The 16999-nt window shown below is 42.0% G+C and carries 20 protein-coding genes and 1 tRNA gene; 12 read left to right on the forward strand and 9 right to left on the reverse strand.

The genetic code is table 11. The annotated features are described in order from the left end of the window. Nucleotides 1–13: 13 nt before the first annotated feature. The 7 genes from JU57_RS00575 (at nt 14) to JU57_RS00605 (ending at nt 6612) form a co-directional block, all read left to right on the forward strand. On the forward strand, nt 14–1273 hold the full coding sequence (locus JU57_RS00575) for a pitrilysin family protein (protein ID WP_294874905.1): 1260 nt from the start codon (nt 14–16) through the stop codon (nt 1271–1273). A 1-nt stretch (nt 1274) separates the two neighbouring features. Further along, nucleotides 1275–2168 (forward strand): 4-hydroxy-tetrahydrodipicolinate synthase, encoded by an 894-nt coding sequence (dapA, locus tag JU57_RS00580; protein WP_037955562.1) that lies wholly within the window; start codon nt 1275–1277, stop codon nt 2166–2168. Continuing rightward, complete coding sequence (locus JU57_RS00585) at nt 2168–2935, forward strand: enoyl-ACP reductase (RefSeq protein ID WP_037955563.1); 768 nt, start codon at nt 2168–2170, stop codon at nt 2933–2935. The genes dapA and JU57_RS00585 overlap by 1 nt, the downstream gene beginning before the upstream one ends. After that, nucleotides 2932–3474 (forward strand): CDP-diacylglycerol--glycerol-3-phosphate 3-phosphatidyltransferase, encoded by a 543-nt coding sequence (pgsA, locus tag JU57_RS00590; RefSeq protein ID WP_037955565.1) that lies wholly within the window; start codon nt 2932–2934, stop codon nt 3472–3474. The genes JU57_RS00585 and pgsA overlap by 4 nt, the downstream gene beginning before the upstream one ends. Continuing rightward, nucleotides 3474–4532 (forward strand): RIP metalloprotease RseP, encoded by a 1059-nt coding sequence (rseP, locus tag JU57_RS00595; protein WP_037955567.1) that lies wholly within the window; start codon nt 3474–3476, stop codon nt 4530–4532. The genes pgsA and rseP overlap by 1 nt, the downstream gene beginning before the upstream one ends. Then, on the forward strand, nt 4522–5199 hold the full coding sequence (locus tag JU57_RS00600; protein WP_037955572.1) for a YggS family pyridoxal phosphate-dependent enzyme: 678 nt from the start codon (nt 4522–4524) through the stop codon (nt 5197–5199). The genes rseP and JU57_RS00600 overlap by 11 nt, the downstream gene beginning before the upstream one ends. Nucleotides 5200–5343: 144 nt before the next feature. Continuing rightward, complete coding sequence (locus tag JU57_RS00605; RefSeq protein WP_037955574.1) at nt 5344–6612, forward strand: 4Fe-4S binding protein; 1269 nt, start codon at nt 5344–5346, stop codon at nt 6610–6612. A 3-nt stretch (nt 6613–6615) separates the two neighbouring features. On the opposite strand, the gene JU57_RS00610 is transcribed toward JU57_RS00605, so the two are convergent. Continuing rightward, nucleotides 6616–7272, reverse strand: coding sequence for a DUF1847 domain-containing protein (locus JU57_RS00610; protein WP_037955576.1), 657 nt, complete (start codon nt 7270–7272; stop codon nt 6616–6618). 12 nt (nt 7273–7284) lie between these two features. Next, nucleotides 7285–7890, reverse strand: a complete 606-nt coding sequence (locus JU57_RS00615) for a hypothetical protein (protein ID WP_037955578.1) — start codon at nt 7888–7890, stop codon at nt 7285–7287. 65 nt (nt 7891–7955) lie between these two features. On the opposite strand from JU57_RS00615, the gene JU57_RS00620 reads away from it, so the two are divergent. Then, nucleotides 7956–8561 (forward strand): MarC family protein, encoded by a 606-nt coding sequence (locus JU57_RS00620; protein ID WP_037955589.1) that lies wholly within the window; start codon nt 7956–7958, stop codon nt 8559–8561. A 21-nt stretch (nt 8562–8582) separates the two neighbouring features. Here the strand turns inward: JU57_RS00620 and JU57_RS00625 are convergent, their stop codons facing one another. The 3 genes from JU57_RS00625 to fumC form a co-directional block, all read right to left on the reverse strand. Further along, entirely contained in the window at nt 8583–9023 is a 441-nt protein-coding gene (locus JU57_RS00625; RefSeq protein ID WP_037955592.1) for an ankyrin repeat domain-containing protein, read from the reverse strand. A gap of 254 nt (nt 9024–9277) precedes the next feature. Then, nucleotides 9278–9463 carry a hypothetical protein gene (locus JU57_RS00630; protein WP_037955594.1) on the reverse strand — a complete coding sequence of 62 codons (186 nt, stop codon included), beginning with the start codon at nt 9461–9463 and terminating at the stop codon, nt 9278–9280. 158 nt (nt 9464–9621) lie between these two features. After that, nucleotides 9622–11013, reverse strand: coding sequence for a class II fumarate hydratase (gene fumC, locus JU57_RS00635; protein WP_037955596.1), 1392 nt, complete (start codon nt 11011–11013; stop codon nt 9622–9624). A 436-nt stretch (nt 11014–11449) separates the two neighbouring features. On the opposite strand from fumC, the gene JU57_RS00640 reads away from it, so the two are divergent. From JU57_RS00640 to JU57_RS00655, 4 genes are all read left to right on the forward strand, one after another. After that, complete coding sequence (locus JU57_RS00640; RefSeq protein WP_037955598.1) at nt 11450–12718, forward strand: DNA cytosine methyltransferase; 1269 nt, start codon at nt 11450–11452, stop codon at nt 12716–12718. Next, nucleotides 12711–13532 carry a hypothetical protein gene (locus tag JU57_RS00645; RefSeq protein ID WP_037955601.1) on the forward strand — a complete coding sequence of 274 codons (822 nt, stop codon included), beginning with the start codon at nt 12711–12713 and terminating at the stop codon, nt 13530–13532. Before JU57_RS00640 ends, JU57_RS00645 begins: the two co-directional genes overlap by 8 nt. Nucleotides 13533–13662: 130 nt before the next feature. Next, nucleotides 13663–13737, forward strand: a tRNA-Gly gene (locus JU57_RS00650). A 26-nt stretch (nt 13738–13763) separates the two neighbouring features. Further along, nucleotides 13764–14063 (forward strand): hypothetical protein, encoded by a 300-nt coding sequence (locus JU57_RS00655; protein WP_037955603.1) that lies wholly within the window; start codon nt 13764–13766, stop codon nt 14061–14063. A gap of 59 nt (nt 14064–14122) precedes the next feature. Here the strand turns inward: JU57_RS00655 and JU57_RS00660 are convergent, their stop codons facing one another. From JU57_RS00660 to JU57_RS00675, 4 genes are read right to left on the reverse strand one after another with little or no spacing between them, the layout of a single operon-like run. Further along, nucleotides 14123–14680, reverse strand: a complete 558-nt coding sequence (locus tag JU57_RS00660; RefSeq protein ID WP_037955605.1) for a 2-oxoacid:acceptor oxidoreductase family protein — start codon at nt 14678–14680, stop codon at nt 14123–14125. Nucleotides 14681–14690: 10 nt separating this feature from the next. Further along, nucleotides 14691–15524, reverse strand: a complete 834-nt coding sequence (locus tag JU57_RS00665; RefSeq protein ID WP_037955607.1) for a 2-oxoglutarate ferredoxin oxidoreductase subunit beta — start codon at nt 15522–15524, stop codon at nt 14691–14693. Beyond that, nucleotides 15524–16657 carry a 2-oxoglutarate synthase subunit alpha gene (locus tag JU57_RS00670; RefSeq protein ID WP_037955609.1) on the reverse strand — a complete coding sequence of 378 codons (1134 nt, stop codon included), beginning with the start codon at nt 16655–16657 and terminating at the stop codon, nt 15524–15526. The genes JU57_RS00665 and JU57_RS00670 overlap by 1 nt, the downstream gene beginning before the upstream one ends. Nucleotides 16658–16666: 9 nt before the next feature. After that, nucleotides 16667–16984 (reverse strand): 4Fe-4S dicluster domain-containing protein, encoded by a 318-nt coding sequence (locus tag JU57_RS00675; RefSeq protein ID WP_037955612.1) that lies wholly within the window; start codon nt 16982–16984, stop codon nt 16667–16669. Nucleotides 16985–16999: the final 15 nt, after the last annotated feature.

Below are 16999 nucleotides of genomic sequence, written 5' to 3' on the forward strand. Positions count from 1 at the left end.
TTTAGGAGCATTGATGGCTAATTCACTTCCTGAGCATTTTACCAAAACCTTGGAGAATGGTCTACAGATCGTCGTCATTCCCATGCACAACAAAAGCGATGTCATCACCACAGACATTTTTTACAAAGTCGGCAGTGGCAATGAAATTATGGGAAAAAGTGGCATCGCCCACATGTTGGAGCATCTTAATTTTAAATCCACCAAAAACCTCAAAACGGGTGAGTTTGATGAAATTGTCAAAGGATTTGGTGGGGTGAACAATGCCTCTACAGGGTTTGATTTTACCCACTATTACATCAAAAGTTCCTCCAAAAACTTGCCAAAATCGTTGGAGTTGTTTGCAGAACTGATGCAAAATCTCAAACTTTCCGATGAAGAGTTCCAACCAGAGCGCAATGTCGTCCTTGAAGAGCGCCTTTGGAGAACCGATAACTCTCCGATTGGGTATCTCTACTTCAGACTGTTTAACAACGCATTTACCTATCATCCCTACCACTGGACACCGATTGGGTTTAAAGACGACATTAAAAACTGGAGCATTGAAGATATTCGTAGTTTTCATGCTAAATATTATCAACCTTCCAATGCAATCGTCGTGGTGGCAGGTGACATTGAGCCTGAAACGGTTTTTAGCAATGTGAGCAAATACTTTGGTGAGGTCAAAAATACGACACCAATTCCTCCTAAGCATCATCAAGTTGAGCCACAGCAAGATGGCGCAAAACGCCTTCTCATTAAAAAAAAGAGTGAAGTGGAGATGGTGGCGATTGCCTATAAAATCCCGAATTTTGCGCACAAAGATCAAGTCGCCCTCTCTGCTTTAAGCGAGCTTTTAAGCAGTGGAAAGAGCAGCAAGCTTCACCGTATTTTGGTCGATGAGAAAAAACTGGTCAATCAAATCTATGGCTATGCAATGGAAGCCAAAGACCCTTCTGTCTTCTTATTTTTAGCGGTGTGTAACCCTGATGTCAAGGCAGAGAGTGTCGAAACAGAGATCTTAAAAATCATTGAGAGCCTTAAAAAAGGCGATGTGAGTGATCGAGATATTGAAAAGATCAAAATCAACACGAAAGCTGATTTTATACACAATTTAGAGAGTTCGAGTGAGCTTGCAACCTTGTTTGGCTCGTACTATGCCAAAGGGGACATCTCTCCACTACTCACCTATGAAGAGAGCATTAACACACTAAAAAAAGAGGATATTATCAAAGCTGTCAATACCTATTTGGTTCCACAATCATCCACGACCGTGATATTAAGAAAGGATTACTAACATGCAACAGGCGTTACAAGGAGCGATGACCGCGCTTATCACACCGTTTAAAAATGGAAAACTTGATGAAGTTCAATACGCAAAATTAATCGAAAGACAGATAAAAAATGGGATCGATGTTGTTGTTCCTGTAGGCACAACGGGGGAGAGTGCGACGCTTGATCATGACGAGCACCGTCGCTGTATCGAAATAGCCGTTGATGTCTGTTCCAACAGCGATGTCAAAGTACTGGCAGGGGCTGGAAGCAATGCAACGCATGAAGCCATTGGTTTAGCCAAATTTGCGCAAGCGCATGGTGCACATGGCATTCTCTCCGTCACACCGTACTATAACAAACCAACGCAAGAAGGGCTTTTTCAGCACTATAAAGCTATCTCTTGCTCTGTAGACATTCCTGTGCTTTTGTACAATGTCCCTGGACGTACAGGCTGTGATTTATTGCCTGACACTATCTTTAGACTTTTTGAAGCTTGCCCCAATATTTATGGGGTAAAAGAAGCAACTGGTTCGATTGATCGTTGTGTTGATTTGCTCGCACACCAACCCAAACTTTCTGTTTTTAGTGGGGAAGATGCGATTAACTACCCTATCTTATCTAATGGTGGATCGGGCGTTATTTCGGTAACTTCGAACATCTTGCCTGATCAAATTGCAGAGCTCACGCATTTGGCACTTAAAGGTGATTTTCACGGTGCAAAAGCGATCAATGACTCACTCTATGAGATCAATAAAACACTTTTTTGTGAGAGTAACCCAATTCCTATTAAAGCTGCCATGTACATTGCAGGATTATTGGAGAGTTTAGAGTATCGCTTACCACTGTGTGCACCAAGCAACGAAAATATGAAACGTATTGAAAATACGCTCAAAAAATATACGATCAAAGGATTTTAATGAAGGGAAAAACACTTGTCATTAGTGGCGGTACCAGAGGTATCGGACAAGCTATTGTGTATGAATTTGCCAGAGCGGGTGTGAATATTGCGTTTACCTATAACTCCAATGAAGAGATTGCAATGGAGCAAGTTAAGGATTTGGAGGCAAACTATGGCATTAAAGCCAGGGCCTATACTCTCAATATCTTAGAGCCAGAGACCTATAAAGACCTCTTTTTAGAGATCGATAAAGAGTTTGATCGTGTGGATTTTTTCATCTCCAATGCCATCATCTCGGGTCGCCTCGTAGTAGGTGGATACACAAAGTTTATGAAACTCAAACCACGTGGCATCAACAACATCTTCACGGCAACTGTTAATGCTTTTGTTGTGGGAGCACAAGAATCCGCCAAACGTATGGAAAAAGTCGGTGGTGGGAGCATTATCTCTCTCTCCTCTACGGGCAATCTTGTTTACATCGAAAACTATGCCGGTCATGGTACCGCCAAAGCAGCGGTTGAGACGATGGTACGTTACGCAGCAGCAGAACTTGGCTGTAAGGGCATTCGTGTCAATGCCGTCAGCGGTGGTCCCATCGAAACCGATGCTTTAAGAGCGTTTACGAACTACGAAGAGGTGCGTGATGTCACTGCAAAACTCTCTCCTTTGGGACGTATGGGTCAGCCACAAGACCTTGCAGGGGCGTGTCTGTTCCTTTGCTCTGAGAAAGCTTCGTGGATCACAGGTCATACCATGCTCATTGATGGTGGAACGACGTTTAAATGATGAACTTACCCAACGCACTTGCAAGCATGAGAATCGCCTTAGCACCTCTTATGTTTATTTTTTTAGTCAATCGCGATTCAAGCCTCTTTTCAGGTTTACATGTAAGCTGGATAGACTACTTTGCCACACTCATTTTTGTGATCGCCAGTGCGACGGATTTTTTTGATGGCTACATCGCACGCAACTGGGATCAAAAAACGCAACTGGGTGCTATCCTAGATCCCCTCGCCGATAAAATGCTCACCCTAGCCGCTTTTTTAGGACTGATGATAATCGATCGTGCCAATCCTTGGGCGATTTTTCTCATCCTGACGCGTGAATTTTTCATCACGGGACTTCGCGTGGCTGCGATGGGTGAAGGTAAAGATATTGCTGCGAGCATGGCAGGCAAAGTTAAAACGGTTCTTCAGATGATCGCCATTGGCTTTTTAATGATGAACTGGCCTTTTGCAAACCTCCTTTTGTGGGCAGCTGTGGCACTGACACTTTACTCTGGCTATGAATACATCATCGGCTACACCCAAAAAGGAACCCACTAATGGGAACACTTACCTCCATTCTGGTTCTCTCGTTTCTGATTTTTTTTCATGAATTGGGACACTTTTTAGCCGCACGTTTTTTTGGCGTGCATGTCGAAGTTTTCAGCATCGGATTTGGCAAAAAAGTCTTCTCCAAAGTGGTTGGAAAGACGGAATATTGCCTCTCGCTCATTCCTCTAGGCGGTTATGTGCAGATGAAAGGGCAAGACGATCGTGATCCGACCAAAATCAGTTATGACGCGGATAGCTACACGACTAAAACGCCGTGGAAGCGCATTATCATCCTTTTTGCAGGCCCTTTTGCGAACTTTTTACTTGCTTTTTTACTCTTCATCGCCATCGGTTCCATGGGTGTTACCAAATTTGCTCCGATTATTGGTCAAATCAGCCCAAGCTCACCCGCACTTGAGGCAGGTCTTCAAGAGAATGACCGCATTGTGATGATCAACGGCACGCTCATTGAGGCATGGGATGAAGTAAGTCAACTGATTCAAGAGAGCACAGGCAAACTCGAAGTCAAAATCGAGCGTTTAGGCAGTCTCCAAACCCTTCTTTTAACCCCAAAAATCAACGAATACCAAAATATGTTTGGCGAGACCAAACAGAAAAAGATGATCGGCATTGCACCGAGTGGAAAAACAATGGAAGTGGTCTATGGCATCAGCGAGCTTCCAAACTTTGCGTGGCAGCAGACGGTTAAATCGACCACGCTCATTTTGACCAGTCTTCAAAAATTGATCGAAGGCGTTGTTTCACCTAAAGAGTTAGGCGGTATCATCTCCATCGTTCAAGTCACATCCGAAGCGAGCGAAGCAGGTCTTGTAGCACTTTTTGCGTTAACAGCGCTCATTTCAGTCAACCTTGGCGTGCTCAATCTTCTTCCCATTCCTGCCCTTGATGGCGGACACATTATGTTCAATCTGTACGAGCTTATCACAAAACGAGCACCGAGCGAGCGCGTACTGACCAGTATGACAACCGCCGGTTGGATGTTGCTTTTAAGTCTGATGGCGCTCAGCATTTTTAATGATATTTACAGGCTAACCAATGGAAGCTAAAAATTGTGTCACCACACTGGATGAAATTCTCACACGCGTTGAAAAAGCGCGTTTGAGTGTCGATCAACACCTGATTGTTAAGATCGTTGCGGCAAGTAAAAGTGCCGATCCTTCAATGATCGAAGCGATGTACAACGCAGGGCAACGCTGTTTTGGAGAAAATAAAATCCAAGATATGAGCGATAAAGTGCACGCCCTCTCCCATTTGCCATTAGAGTGGCATTTCATCGGGCGTTTACAAACCAATAAAATCAATCAGCTCATCGACCTAGACCCTTCGTTAATGCACTCGCTTAGCTCACTCGAACTCGCACTAGAGATCGACAAACGGTTACATGTAAAACATAAAACGATGAACGTTCTGCTTCAGATCAACAGTGCGTATGAAGAGCAAAAAACAGGCGTTCTGCCTGAAGAGGCGATGGAAGTGTATGAGCAAATTAGCCTTACATGTAAGAACCTTCACCTCAAAGGGGTCATGAGCATCGGTGCGCACAGCGAAGAGAGTGCCATCATTCAAAAAAGTTTTGAAACCACGCACAAAATTTTTGAATCCCTCCAAAAGCATGGTGCAAAGTACTGTTCGATGGGCATGAGCGGTGATTTTGAACTTGCCATTGCGTGTGGCTCTAATATGATTCGTTTAGGCAGTATCCTATTTAAATAGCGTTCTGTACAGAACGCTTAACACGCTTTTAAAGCAAAGCTTCTTAAGCTACGTTAACGCTGAGTTTTCCTCAGCGGAAAGCTCACGCACCTTTGGCGCTTTCATTTAAATAAGTTCTCTACCTTTTTTAAAGGAGATGATCACATGTCACACCTCACTTCACGAGAAGGTTACACGCACCTCATTGAGCGGCTTAACCGCTTTCCTTTGGGTGCGCCTCCCTCTCAAACCCTCTATGAAATTCTAAGCCTTCTTTTTACACCCAAAGAAGCCGAACTGGTTGCTCTCCTTCCCATCAAACCTTTTAAAGTAGAAATTGCCGCACAAAGCTGGAACGTCAGTGTTTTGGAAGCACACAAAATGCTCGATACACTCTGTTCCAAAGCACTTTTGATCGACATTGAACAAGAGGGAAGTTCAACCTATGTGCTTCCTCCTCCGATGGCTGGTTTTTTTGAGTTTAGCTTGATGCGCACAGGCGGCAATATTGATCAAAAATTGATCTCAGAGCTTTTTTACCAATACCTCAGTGTCGAAGAGGATTTCATCAAAGCGCTCTTTACCGGTGAAACCAAACCCGGTCGTGCCTTTGTCAATGAAAATGCTCTCTCGCCTCAAAACAGCCTGCATGTGCTTGATTATGAGCGTGCTTCACATATCATCGAGAGTTCTAAATTTATGGGTGTGGGACTCTGTTATTGTCGTCATAAAAAACAACATCTTGGCACGGCATGTGATGCCCCACTGGAGATTTGTATGACGTTTGGAAACACAGCACATTCACTCTCCAAACATGGCTACACAAGGCTTGTTGAAAAAAGTGAAGGGTTAGAACTTTTAGAGCAAGCCAGAGAGTATAAGCTGGTACAATTTGGTGAAAATGCCCAAAGTGGAGTCAATTTTATCTGCAACTGTTGCAGTTGTTGTTGCGAAGCACTCACTGCCGCGCGCCGTTTTGCCTTTTTAAATCCCGTAGAAACCACCAATTTTTTACCCAAAATGGGTCTTACATGTAATGGCTGCAGTAAGTGTGCGCAAGTGTGTCCCGTAGAGGCTATTTCAATGGTTTCAACGCACGATCCACAAAAGCCAAAAAGACTAAAAGCGATGCTTGATGAGAGTCGATGTTTGGGATGTGGTGTTTGTGCGACGGCCTGTAAAGAGAAAGTTATTTCTCTCAAAGAACGTGCTAAACGCATCATAACACCCGTGAATTCAGCACATAAAACGGTGATGATGGCAATAGAGCGAGGGAAACTGCAAGAGCTTATTTTTGATAACCACGCACTCTGGAATCACCGCGCAATGGCAGCCATTTTAGGCGTGCTGCTCAAACTTCCACCCATCAAACAGATCATGGCAAGTGAGCAGATCAAATCGCGTTATTTTGCAAAACTTTTGGCAGATCTCTAAAACCTAGTACTCTTTTGGACTTAAAAGTTTTTTGTAATAAGAACCTGTTGTATAAAGTGCGACAACCGGATTGTGCCCTAAAACACGATCTTTGACGACAAGATAGGTCGTCGTCGCTTTGGCGTATTTGATAAACAGTGAATCATGCCCAACGCATAAACCCATAATGACATTGAGATCGCTCTTGGCTTTGTTTAGGTACTTGGCTTGAAGCACGGGATTGCACATCGGCTCAAAGGTATTGGGGCGAATCTTTTGCGCTTCTTTGAGTCCTATCTCAACCTTATCACGTGAACCTACTTTGCAAATTGCCATAAAAACGTCAAAACCATTGACTTTAAGAATTTCTGCAAAGATTTTCGACTCAGCCGCTAAGCCAACACAGGATGCAATGCCAATTTTCTTCGCACCAATGCGTCTTGCAAAAGCTAAAATCTCTTCAACCCGTGTGAGTTGTCCATAATATTTGCCTTCGATCTCAGCCGCAGCCATCGCAATTTTACGATCAATCCCCTCTTCTTGGTAGCACTCAAGAGACTCTTCAAGCATCGCATCATCGACATTCGTGGTCAAACAAAACTTAGGGTAACGGCTCTCATGTTTATGGCAATTCAGCGTTCCACACTCAGTACAACTGAGCTCTTTTTCATCTTCTTTCATCTAAAATCCTTTTTACATGTAAAGGTGTTTGCCATACAAACTTAGGTAAACACCAAGCAACTCTTTAAGCCCTTGGCTCAGTAAAGCGTTCTCTTCTTCGTTAAAAACAAGCTCCAAAAGCTTTACATGTAAAGCTTCTCCAAACGCAACTAAACGCTCTGGCGTAAAGGATGAAGCCTCCTCTTTGCCTAAGACAAAAAAGAGTGCAAGGGCGCGATTGAGTCCTGAAACGTAGGCTAAAAGATTTTCGTAGATGCTCTTTTCCACGGGTTCGAGTTGGGAAAGAAACAGCTCCAACGAGACCGATAAAAAGCTTTTTTTCTTAGGAAAATTTGCATTCAAAAGGGTTATGAAAAGGCTTTTTTTCGCCTCTTGCAAGGGGAGTGGAAGCAGTTGCTCCAACGCAGCATCAAGCGCCTTAACGCCCACATCATAAGAAGAAGGTGCACACAAGCCTTGACGCATCATCAGTGCGCCAATCTGTGGTTGTGTAAATTTGGTCGGCGTGTAAAGCTCGAACGTTGCGAGGGTTTGCACCAACACTGCGTAAAAAGCGCTCACGTGCGCATTGTCACTTTTGGCTAAATATTCGGTTAGGTAAAGGATCTCTTTTTTCATGCCTCCATTCTGCCAAAGCCCAACTGAAAAAGTGCTATAATGCCAACTCTTTTTAAGGAGATACTATGATTCACCTCTCTGCTTTTTTTGCGATTTATGTCAAATTTTTTTTTATTATGACGCCATTTTTTGTCACAACCATCTTTTTATCGGTGACAAAAGGGATTGACGAGAGCGATAAACGTCGCCTTGCGATCAAAGTGACCTTGGCGATTGCGATTAGCTGTCTGATTATTCTCTTTTTTGGCAAATATATTTTTGAACTTTTTGGCATTACCCTCGATGCGTTTCGCATTGGTGCAGGTGCACTTTTGTTTTTAACCGCCGTTGATTTGGTGCAAAAAGATGTCAATGCTGAGCCTACATGTAAAGCTGACATCCTCAAACATGCCGTTGTGCCGTTGGCGATTCCCGTCACCGTGGGACCTGGAACCGTGGGTGCGCTGATGGTCATGGGTGCCGATATGGATGGGCTTGAAGATCTTATTTTAGGCTCTAGCGCGCTTTTAGGGGCGATTTTAAGTATTGGCGTGTTGCTTTATCTCTCTGGGCATATTGAAAGGCTCATCGGTCGCACAGGACTCATCGTGTTCAGTAAAGTGACAGGGCTTGTGCTCTCAGCCCTTTCGGCGCAACTTATCTTTACAGGCATTAAAAACTTTTTACATTAAGCTTTACATGTAACGCTCTGTTTACAAGCTGCTCGCTTTAAGCATCTTGTAAATCGTAGGCGTACTTGCAAGATCAATCGCTTTAAAATCATCCAAATTGCTGATGGACGCATCGGCGTGAAAATCCAATAAAAGCCGTGTCATCGCCTCTTTTCCTGAACTCGCACAGTACATCAACGCCGTTACGCCATTGTCATTTTGACTGTTGAGTTCAATGCCAGCTTTCACCAAAAGCTCCACACAGGTAAAATCCCCACCAAAACAGGCGTTCAAAATCGCCGTATTGCCATCGATGTTTCTAAGCTCCAGATCAACCCCTACTTCGATGAGTTCCGTAGTCACAGCCGCATTGCCTTCGCGCACCGCTTTCATCAAAGCTGAGTTGCCGTGCTTTCCCACGCGGTTCAAATCATTGGTATCATACCCATTGGAAGAGAGCCAAAGCAAAGTTTGCTCACTCATGCGCCCATCCAGTTCTCGTGCGCATGCCCTTTTTTCTTAAAATGGATCGCTTCATCAAGCTTCGTCTCAAACATCTCTAGATCAAACGCATCTTCCACATCGCTCGTGATCTCTTTGTAGACAAATTGTCCATCTTTATTGATGATAAAGATGGATTTTGCACAAAGTGTTTCATCGACGTAAACACCAAATTTCTTAGCAAATTCTTCAAAATCAACTGAAGTACAGGAAGGATTGGTTGCTTGATCTAACGGCTATGGGCTGATAAAGTAGATAAACACTTGTTCATGGTATTTTTGGATAATCTCTAACAGTGAGGAGCTTAGCGAATCGTGATACGGCAAAGTGATCATCACCTGCACCTTGGTTGCCAACATACCGATGACTTTGCTTTCACCATCTTGCATCACAAGACTGATAGCAGGCGCTTCAGAGCCCATTTTTCGCTCATTTTTAAGTAAGGGTTTACGGACACCTTTAACGATTGTTTCCAAGAAGTCTAATGTTTAAGGAGTTTATGCAAAAGCCATACCATGCGTCACAAAAGTGTTACATGTAAAGTGTGGCGACCCTATTTTGATCGCTACCTGTCTGCTTTTTACGCTTTGGGGTGAATCATCTCTGAGGGAATCACATAACGATCAAACTCTTCAGACGTGAGAAGGGAGAGTTTGATGCACGCTTCTTTGAGGCTGAGATGCTCTTTGTGCGCGAGCTTTGCCACTTTCGCTGCGTTTTCGTACCCAATGTACGGATTGAGTGCGGTGACCAGCATCAACGAATTTTGAAGGTTTGACGCGATCTTCTCACTGTTCGCTTCGATGCCTTCCACGCAGTGAATGCGAAACGACTCCATCACATCTGCAAGAAGTCTGACTTGTTGCAAGAAATTGAGGATGATGACGGGTTTAAAGACGTTGAGCTCAAAGTTACCTTGACTTGCACCAAAGGCAATCGCCGTATCGGCACCAAACACTTGGCACGCAACCATCGTGACCGCTTCGGCTTGCGTTGGATTCACTTTGCCTGGCATGATGGAGCTTCCTGGTTCATTTTCAGGAATGTTCAGCTCGCCAATACCACACCTTGGACCCGAAGCGAGCCACCTGATGTCATTGGCGATTTTCATCAAATTTGCGGCTAATCCTTTGTTTGCCCCACTCGCAAAGACAAGCGCGTCGTGCGAGGTTAAAGCGTGAAATTTATTGGGAGAAGAGACAAAGGTTTTGCCTGTGAGTTTGCTCAGCTCAACGCTTACAAATTCGCTGAGTTTGGGATGCGCGTTGATGCCCGTTCCCACAGCCGTTCCACCGATGGCAAGCTCACGCAAGGATTGAAGCGCTAAGAGAATGTGTGAAGAAGAGTGCTCCAACATACTGCGATACCCGCTAAACTCTTGCCCAAGCGTAAGGGGCGTTGCGTCTTGAAGGTGGGTACGACCGATTTTAATGATGCCACCAAACTCTTTTTCTTTGATTTCAAGTGTCTCTTTGAGCTTTTCTAATGAGGGAAGCAGTTGCTCTTCGATCTCAATGACGCTAGCGATGTGCATCGCTGTTGGAAACGTGTCGTTCGAGCTTTGAGACATATTGACATGATCATTAGGGTGAATCAGTTTCTCTTTTCTAAAATCGCCTCCGAGTATTTCTGTAGCGCGGTTGGCGATGACTTCGTTCAGATTCATATTGGTCTGAGTGCCACTACCCGTTTGCCAGATGGCGAGGGGAAATTCGCCATCAAACTTACCCGCAAGGATTTCATCGCACGCTTGAATGATCGCTCCTGCTTTGGTAGCATCGAGTTTGTTTAACTTTTGGTTGACCGTGGCTAAAGAGCGTTTTAAAAGTGCAAAAGCACGAATAAGCTCTTTGGGCATCTTCTCAGTACCGATCTTAAAATTCTCCAAACTACGCTCAGTCTGTGCTCCCCAATAACGCTCATTGGGAACGTTGATCTCACCCATCGTGTCTTTTTCGATTCTATAATCCATAATGACTCCTTGATTTCATTTCATTCATTATGGCACAGCAGAGTTTGAAAAAAATAGCACTTTAAAAACTATTTTTAAAAGCTAAAGTTTGTTTTTACATGTAAAGATTTTACACGACTTCACCAGCCGAGTGTGCTATAATGCCTCCTTATAAAAGGTAGGTGTAATTCTATAGAATAGAGAAATATTCTTATGAAATAAGCATTTATAAAGCTTCTAAAAATTAAGAATTTATTATGTTAAAATCATACTATACCCATGTAAATCTATATAAAATGACGGAAAAGCAATAATAGCTATGAAAATATTATTGTTAAAATTTTAAGTTAGAGATCAATAAATAAATTGGTCTTTAGGTAAATTTTACTTAGACCTATACTTTTTTAGATAAAATCAAAAAAATTAATCGACTGAAAATAATAAGGCTCTCGAAGAAATGAATGATAAACGACCAATTGGAATTGACTTATTTGCTGGAGCGGGAGGGATGTCACTTGGATTCGAAAAAGCTGGATTTAATATACTTGGCGCAGTAGAAATTGACCCCGTCCATTGTGCAGTGCACGAATATAATTTTCCTAAAACAAAAATGATTTGTTCAGATATTTGCAAAATTACAGGTCAAGATATTAGAGAGTACTGTGGATTGAAAAACGACGAAGCGATTCATGTTGTTTTTGGGGGGGCTCCTTGTCAAGGGTTTTCAATGATTGGGAAAAGAACATTTGATGATCCGAGAAATACTTTGGTTAAAGAATATCTTCGTATTGTATCGGAATTAGAACCAAAATATTTTGTATTTGAAAATGTTAAAGGATTAACACTTGGAAAACATCGTCAATTTTTAGAAGATTTTTTTGAAGAAACTGAAAAAATGGGATATCAAATTGAAAGACAATACCAAGTATTAAATGCTTTAAATTATGGAGTTCCTCAAAGCAGAGAACGGTTGTTTCTACTTGGATGGAGAAAAGGACTTAAACCTGTTAAATATCCTTTGCCTACCCACAATGCTAAAAATAAAATGGATTTAAAACCTACACCAACAGTTTTTGATGCAATAGGTGATTTACCAGACATAGAACATCTTGACGAATTGTTCGAAAATGATTATTCAGAAAATGTTATATTCGGAGAACCAAGCGAATATGTTCGTAATTTAAATAGTCCAGATGATTACTCTTATATACGCGTTTACAACGAAAAAGTTCTGACTTCTAGCACTAGAACTAAGCATTTGGAAATTTCGATTGAAAGATTTAAAAATACTGAGCAAGGAAAAGCTGAAACTATTAGCCGTTTTTTTAAATTGTCTCCAACAGGTCATTGCAATACCTTAAGAGCTGGAACTGCTAGCGACCATGGAGCACATACTTCACCGAGACCTATTCATCCGTATAAACCAAGATGTATTACAAATCGAGAAGCATTAAGATTGCATTCTTATCCTGATTGGTTTAGAGTTCATGTAACAAAATGGCATGGATTTAGGCAAATTGGTAATTCAGTACCTCCTCTGCTAGCAAAAGCTGTTGCTTCTGAAGTCATAAAAGCACTTCAATATCAACCTACAAAGCCTAAAAAGAAAATTGAATTGTACAAAGATGAATTATTAAGCTTTAATATGAGCAAAGCTTCGCTAAAATTTAATGTTTCTAAAAATGTTATTCCTCAACGAAATCGTAAAAAGGCTAAAAATGGCTAAAGAAAAATCACAAAATCGTTATGTTGCTATCATAGAGAAAATTTTTTTATCTCATTTTGATAATAAAATAAATTATTTACAACCTAATACTGCTGTTATTTTTGAGCGTCAAGAGATTGAAGTCGTTGCTACGCAATTAGGTATTAGTTTACCTAAAAATATTGGGGATATTTTATACTCATTTCGTCATAGGGTAGAACTTCCTTTATCCATTAGTGCAACTGCACCAGAAGGATATGAATGGATTATAGAAAGTTCTGGAAGAGCATCGTATAAATTTAGTTTGAGTAAAGCAAGTAGAATTGTTCCAAATCCGAATTTAGCAACAATTAAAATTCCTGATTCAACACCACAAATCATTGTAAAATATTCCTTATCAGATGAACAAGCACTATTAGCAAAGTTGAGATACAACAGGTTAATAGATATTTTTATAGGAGTGACTGCATTTTCCTTACAAAATCATCTTAGAACAACGGTTACTGGAGTAGGACAAATAGAAATAGACGAGTTATATATCGGTCTAAATAAACAAGGAGCACATTTTATTATTCCTGTTCAAGCAAAAGGTGGTAGTGATTCATTAGGTATCGTTCAAACGATCCAAGATTATGAATTTTGTAAAAACAAACACCCAAATCTGATTCCACGACTTATTTCTGCTCAATTTATTGATTCGGAAAAAGTAGCTATGTTTGAATTGAAAGTTAATATTGATGAAAGATCCATCGAGATTGTTGATGAAAAGCATTATGCTTTGACTAAAGCAACTGCAATTACGGTGGAAGATTTGCAAGAATATAGTTTTCGTTGATCTTGATTAAATATTAATTAAATCAAGATCAAAGGGAAAAACTAATAAACTTATACTTTAGATATACAACGTATAAAATGGAAAGACGTATATGTTATTGTTGGTAAATAAAATCATCTAAAATGAAAATGCGGGTGTAACTCATTGGTAGAGTGTTAGCTTCCCAAGCTGAAAGTAGCGAGTCCGATTCTCGTCACCCGCTCCACATTTCATACTTCCCAAAGGTCTTTATTGAGAGAAAAACTCCACAAAATCGCACACCATCCTGCTACACAAAAAGCCCTGATGGATATGAAGCCCAAAAAAACGGTTTGGGGAATTTTAGGCGTGGTCCTCTTTTTTATCGCTCCTGAAATCATCGCTTATTTTTATGCCAACGACATTGTTCATTTTGCGCAAAACGGCTTGGCAATGCACCCAACAACACTTGAAAGCTACAACTACGAACTGCTCATTTACCTCTTTGAAGAGGGTGTGAGTTGGGTTAATCTTGGTTTTGGAGTGGTTTTACTTGTCTGGTTGTTTTTCTAAAAGAGTTTTACATGTAAAGCAGTGAGCCCTTCGGAGTTTACCCCGAAGAGCTTAATATTTTAAAGTGTAGCCAGAGCCTCTTTGGCGTATTTGACGCCAAGCTCATACGCTTTATTATTGGCAGCATGAACCTTTTCAGGTACTTTGGAGAGCATAACTTCACGGACTAAGTCATGTGGCAGTACTTGTGTCATCTCAACGGTAATAGAAAGTGCCACAACCGATTGGGTGATCACATTGCCTACCTCTTCTTTGGCAATCGTAATAATAGGAATTTCAATGATATTCCATTTTTTACGATCTTCCTCGTTTACGGTAACCAAGTTTGGCTCAACAACAATGATTCCACCGGGTTTGACACCATTTTTGAATTGATTGAAACTGACTTGCGCCGTAGCGATCATAAACTCAATTTCACCCTCGTTCGCATAAGGAAAAAGGATTTCGCTCTCATCGAGCAAAATATCAACTTTTGTTGGACCCCCACGCACTTGAGAGGTATAGGTGGAAGCTTTAACGCCGTATCCACCCTCTTTGATCTTCGCAACCGCTAAAATTTCACCCGCCAAGATAACACCCTGACCACCCACACCTACGAAACGTAATTGTCTTCTCATCAGGGGCTCCTTATAGCACAACGGTTGTTTTGTTTTGTGCGGCGTAAATGACTTTGTCGTACGCTTCACAGTATTCGAGTTTGCCCTCTTCTTGCTTTAAGATGCCTGTTGGAAATTTATCCACACGCTCTTCCGCACTTAAAAGTTCAAACTTATTTTTACCTACGATACGATTTTCAATCCACGCAAGATTTTGTACCGCTTCGCCCATTTTGTTTTTACGTCCAAGGTTGATGTGACAGTTGGAGAACACATCAAAGAAAGAGTAGCCTTTATGCGTAAAACCGGCAACAAACATCTTCTCCAATTTTTGTGGATCAAGCACAGACTCACGCGCAACAAAAGTTGCTCCTGCAGCATCCGCCAGTTTTGCAGCATCAAAGGTTGGATCGACGTTACCGTAGTTTGCTGTTGCTGTCCAAAACCCTTGAGGTGTTGTTGGGCTGGTTTGTGAGTTGGTCAAACCATAGATGAAGTTATTGATCAAAACATGATTCAGATCGATGTTTCTTCGACAGCCATGAATCGTATGATTACCACCGATGGCAAGACCATCGCCATCACCCGTGACAACAACAACGTGTTTTTCAGGATTTGCAAGCTTGATGCCTGTCGCGTATGCAATCGCACGACCATGCGTTGTATGAACCGTGTTACAGTCGATGTAAGAACTAAAACGTCCACTACACCCAATACCTGAAACGATGCACACATCGTTCATATCCCAACCCATTTTATCGATAGCACGAATAACGGATTTTAAGATAACACCATCACCACAACCCCAACACCATAAGGTTGGCATTTTATCTACACGTAGATATTTATCGTAATTAAATGCCATTACATCATCTCCTTAACTTTAGCAACCATTTCAAGTGGAGCGATTGGACGACCGTTTGCTTTGTGCAGTGTCGCAAAATCATCTCGTTTCATAACGCGTTGAATTTCTTCTAAGTACTGTCCCATATTGAGCTCTGTTACCATGATCTTCTTAAATTTCTTACCAATCTCTTGAAGCTTAGCAACCGGACTTGGCCAAAGGGTAATCGGTCTAAACAGACCTGCTTTGATGCCATCATTGCGAAGTTTCATCACCGCTTCTTTCGCGCCACGGCTGATACTGCCATAGGCAATAATACAGACATCGGCATCTTCTAACATAAACTCTTCGTAATGGACAAGATCTTCGGATTTGGTATTGATTTTATTGACCAAACGCTCGATGTTGTACTCACAAATCGTACCATCTTCCGTTGGAAAACCCATTTCGCCATGGTGCAAACCTGTGACGTGGTAGTGATAGCCTTTAAAGAAAGGGTTCAGTACGGCTGGCTCTGTTGGACCTGCAGCATACGGTTTGTAGTCTTTTGGATCACCCGTAAACTCAGCACGTTTGACCACGCTCTTCTCAACGTCTGCAAGATCAGGAAGCATCGCTTTGCCGTGCATATGTCCTAGGGTTTCATCTAAAAGAACAAAGACAGGTGTCATATATTTTTCAGCGATATTAAACGCTCTTACGGTTTCCGTGTACGCCTCTTCAAGACTGCCTGGGCAGAGTGAAATGGAGGCAAAATCGCCATGTGTTGGGTATTTTGCTTGACCAATATCCGCTTGAGAAACACGGGTTGGAAGACCTGTTGAAGGACCACCACGCATAACGTTAACGATGACCAAAGGAACTTCGGTGATAAAGCTGTAACCAATTTGTTCCGATTTGAGTGAAATGCCAGGACCAGATGATGCGGTCATCGACTTTGTTCCACTCATGGAAGCGCCAAGAGCGACACAGATACCAGCGATCTCATCTTCCATTTGAATAAACTTTCCACCCACACGTGGAAGAAGTTTGCTTAAATCCTCTGCAATTTCACTCGAAGGCGTAATAGGATAGCCTCCAAAAAATTTACATCCACATTCCACTGCCGCTTTTGCTACTAAGGCATTGCCGCTTGATATTACTTCTCTTGCCATCAATGATCCTTATGCGCTCAGTTTTCTAAATTTATTTTGTTTGACTTTCTCGGCTCTCTCTTTTGAGGTTTCAGAAAGTTTTGCAAACTTAAATTCGCTTTTATCCGCTACGTAAATAGCAAAATCAGGACAATGCAATTCACAATCCCGACACCCAATACAGGCGTCTGGTACAACAACCTCTATCATCGAACCCAGTGTCGAGTTGGGTGCTTGAACCATGCCTAAAACACCTGCTGGACACATACTCACACAAATATCGCACGCTTTACACCTAGAAACATTAACCCATACAGGTGTATTACTTGGAGCGGTAATTAAACCCATTCTTCTCTCTCCTTA

The organism is Sulfurospirillum sp. SCADC, from assembly GCF_000743525.1.
GTDB lineage: Bacteria > Campylobacterota > Campylobacteria > Campylobacterales > Sulfurospirillaceae > Sulfurospirillum.

Excerpts from the sequence above, each read along its gene's own strand:
- JU57_RS00575 (WP_294874905.1), top strand. The coding sequence starts at position 14 with ATGGCTAATTCACTTCCTGAGCATTTTACCAAAACCTTGGAGAATGGT.
- dapA (WP_037955562.1), top strand. The coding sequence starts at position 1,275 with ATGCAACAGGCGTTACAAGGAGCGATGACCGCGCTTATCACACCGTTT.
- JU57_RS00585 (WP_037955563.1), top strand. The coding sequence starts at position 2,168 with ATGAAGGGAAAAACACTTGTCATTAGTGGCGGTACCAGAGGTATCGGA.
- pgsA (WP_037955565.1), top strand. The coding sequence starts at position 2,932 with ATGATGAACTTACCCAACGCACTTGCAAGCATGAGAATCGCCTTAGCA.
- rseP (WP_037955567.1), top strand. The coding sequence starts at position 3,474 with ATGGGAACACTTACCTCCATTCTGGTTCTCTCGTTTCTGATTTTTTTT.
- JU57_RS00600 (WP_037955572.1), top strand. The coding sequence starts at position 4,522 with ATGGAAGCTAAAAATTGTGTCACCACACTGGATGAAATTCTCACACGC.
- JU57_RS00605 (WP_037955574.1), top strand. The coding sequence starts at position 5,344 with ATGTCACACCTCACTTCACGAGAAGGTTACACGCACCTCATTGAGCGG.
- JU57_RS00610 (WP_037955576.1), bottom strand. The coding sequence starts at position 7,272 with ATGAAAGAAGATGAAAAAGAGCTCAGTTGTACTGAGTGTGGAACGCTG.
- JU57_RS00615 (WP_037955578.1), bottom strand. The coding sequence starts at position 7,890 with ATGAAAAAAGAGATCCTTTACCTAACCGAATATTTAGCCAAAAGTGAC.
- JU57_RS00620 (WP_037955589.1), top strand. The coding sequence starts at position 7,956 with ATGATTCACCTCTCTGCTTTTTTTGCGATTTATGTCAAATTTTTTTTT.
- JU57_RS00625 (WP_037955592.1), bottom strand. The coding sequence starts at position 9,023 with ATGAGTGAGCAAACTTTGCTTTGGCTCTCTTCCAATGGGTATGATACC.
- JU57_RS00630 (WP_037955594.1), bottom strand. The coding sequence starts at position 9,463 with ATGGGCTCTGAAGCGCCTGCTATCAGTCTTGTGATGCAAGATGGTGAA.
- fumC (WP_037955596.1), bottom strand. The coding sequence starts at position 11,013 with ATGGATTATAGAATCGAAAAAGACACGATGGGTGAGATCAACGTTCCC.
- JU57_RS00640 (WP_037955598.1), top strand. The coding sequence starts at position 11,450 with ATGAATGATAAACGACCAATTGGAATTGACTTATTTGCTGGAGCGGGA.
- JU57_RS00645 (WP_037955601.1), top strand. The coding sequence starts at position 12,711 with ATGGCTAAAGAAAAATCACAAAATCGTTATGTTGCTATCATAGAGAAA.
- JU57_RS00660 (WP_037955605.1), bottom strand. The coding sequence starts at position 14,680 with ATGAGAAGACAATTACGTTTCGTAGGTGTGGGTGGTCAGGGTGTTATC.
- JU57_RS00665 (WP_037955607.1), bottom strand. The coding sequence starts at position 15,524 with ATGGCATTTAATTACGATAAATATCTACGTGTAGATAAAATGCCAACC.
- JU57_RS00670 (WP_037955609.1), bottom strand. The coding sequence starts at position 16,657 with ATGGCAAGAGAAGTAATATCAAGCGGCAATGCCTTAGTAGCAAAAGCG.
- JU57_RS00675 (WP_037955612.1), bottom strand. The coding sequence starts at position 16,984 with ATGGGTTTAATTACCGCTCCAAGTAATACACCTGTATGGGTTAATGTT.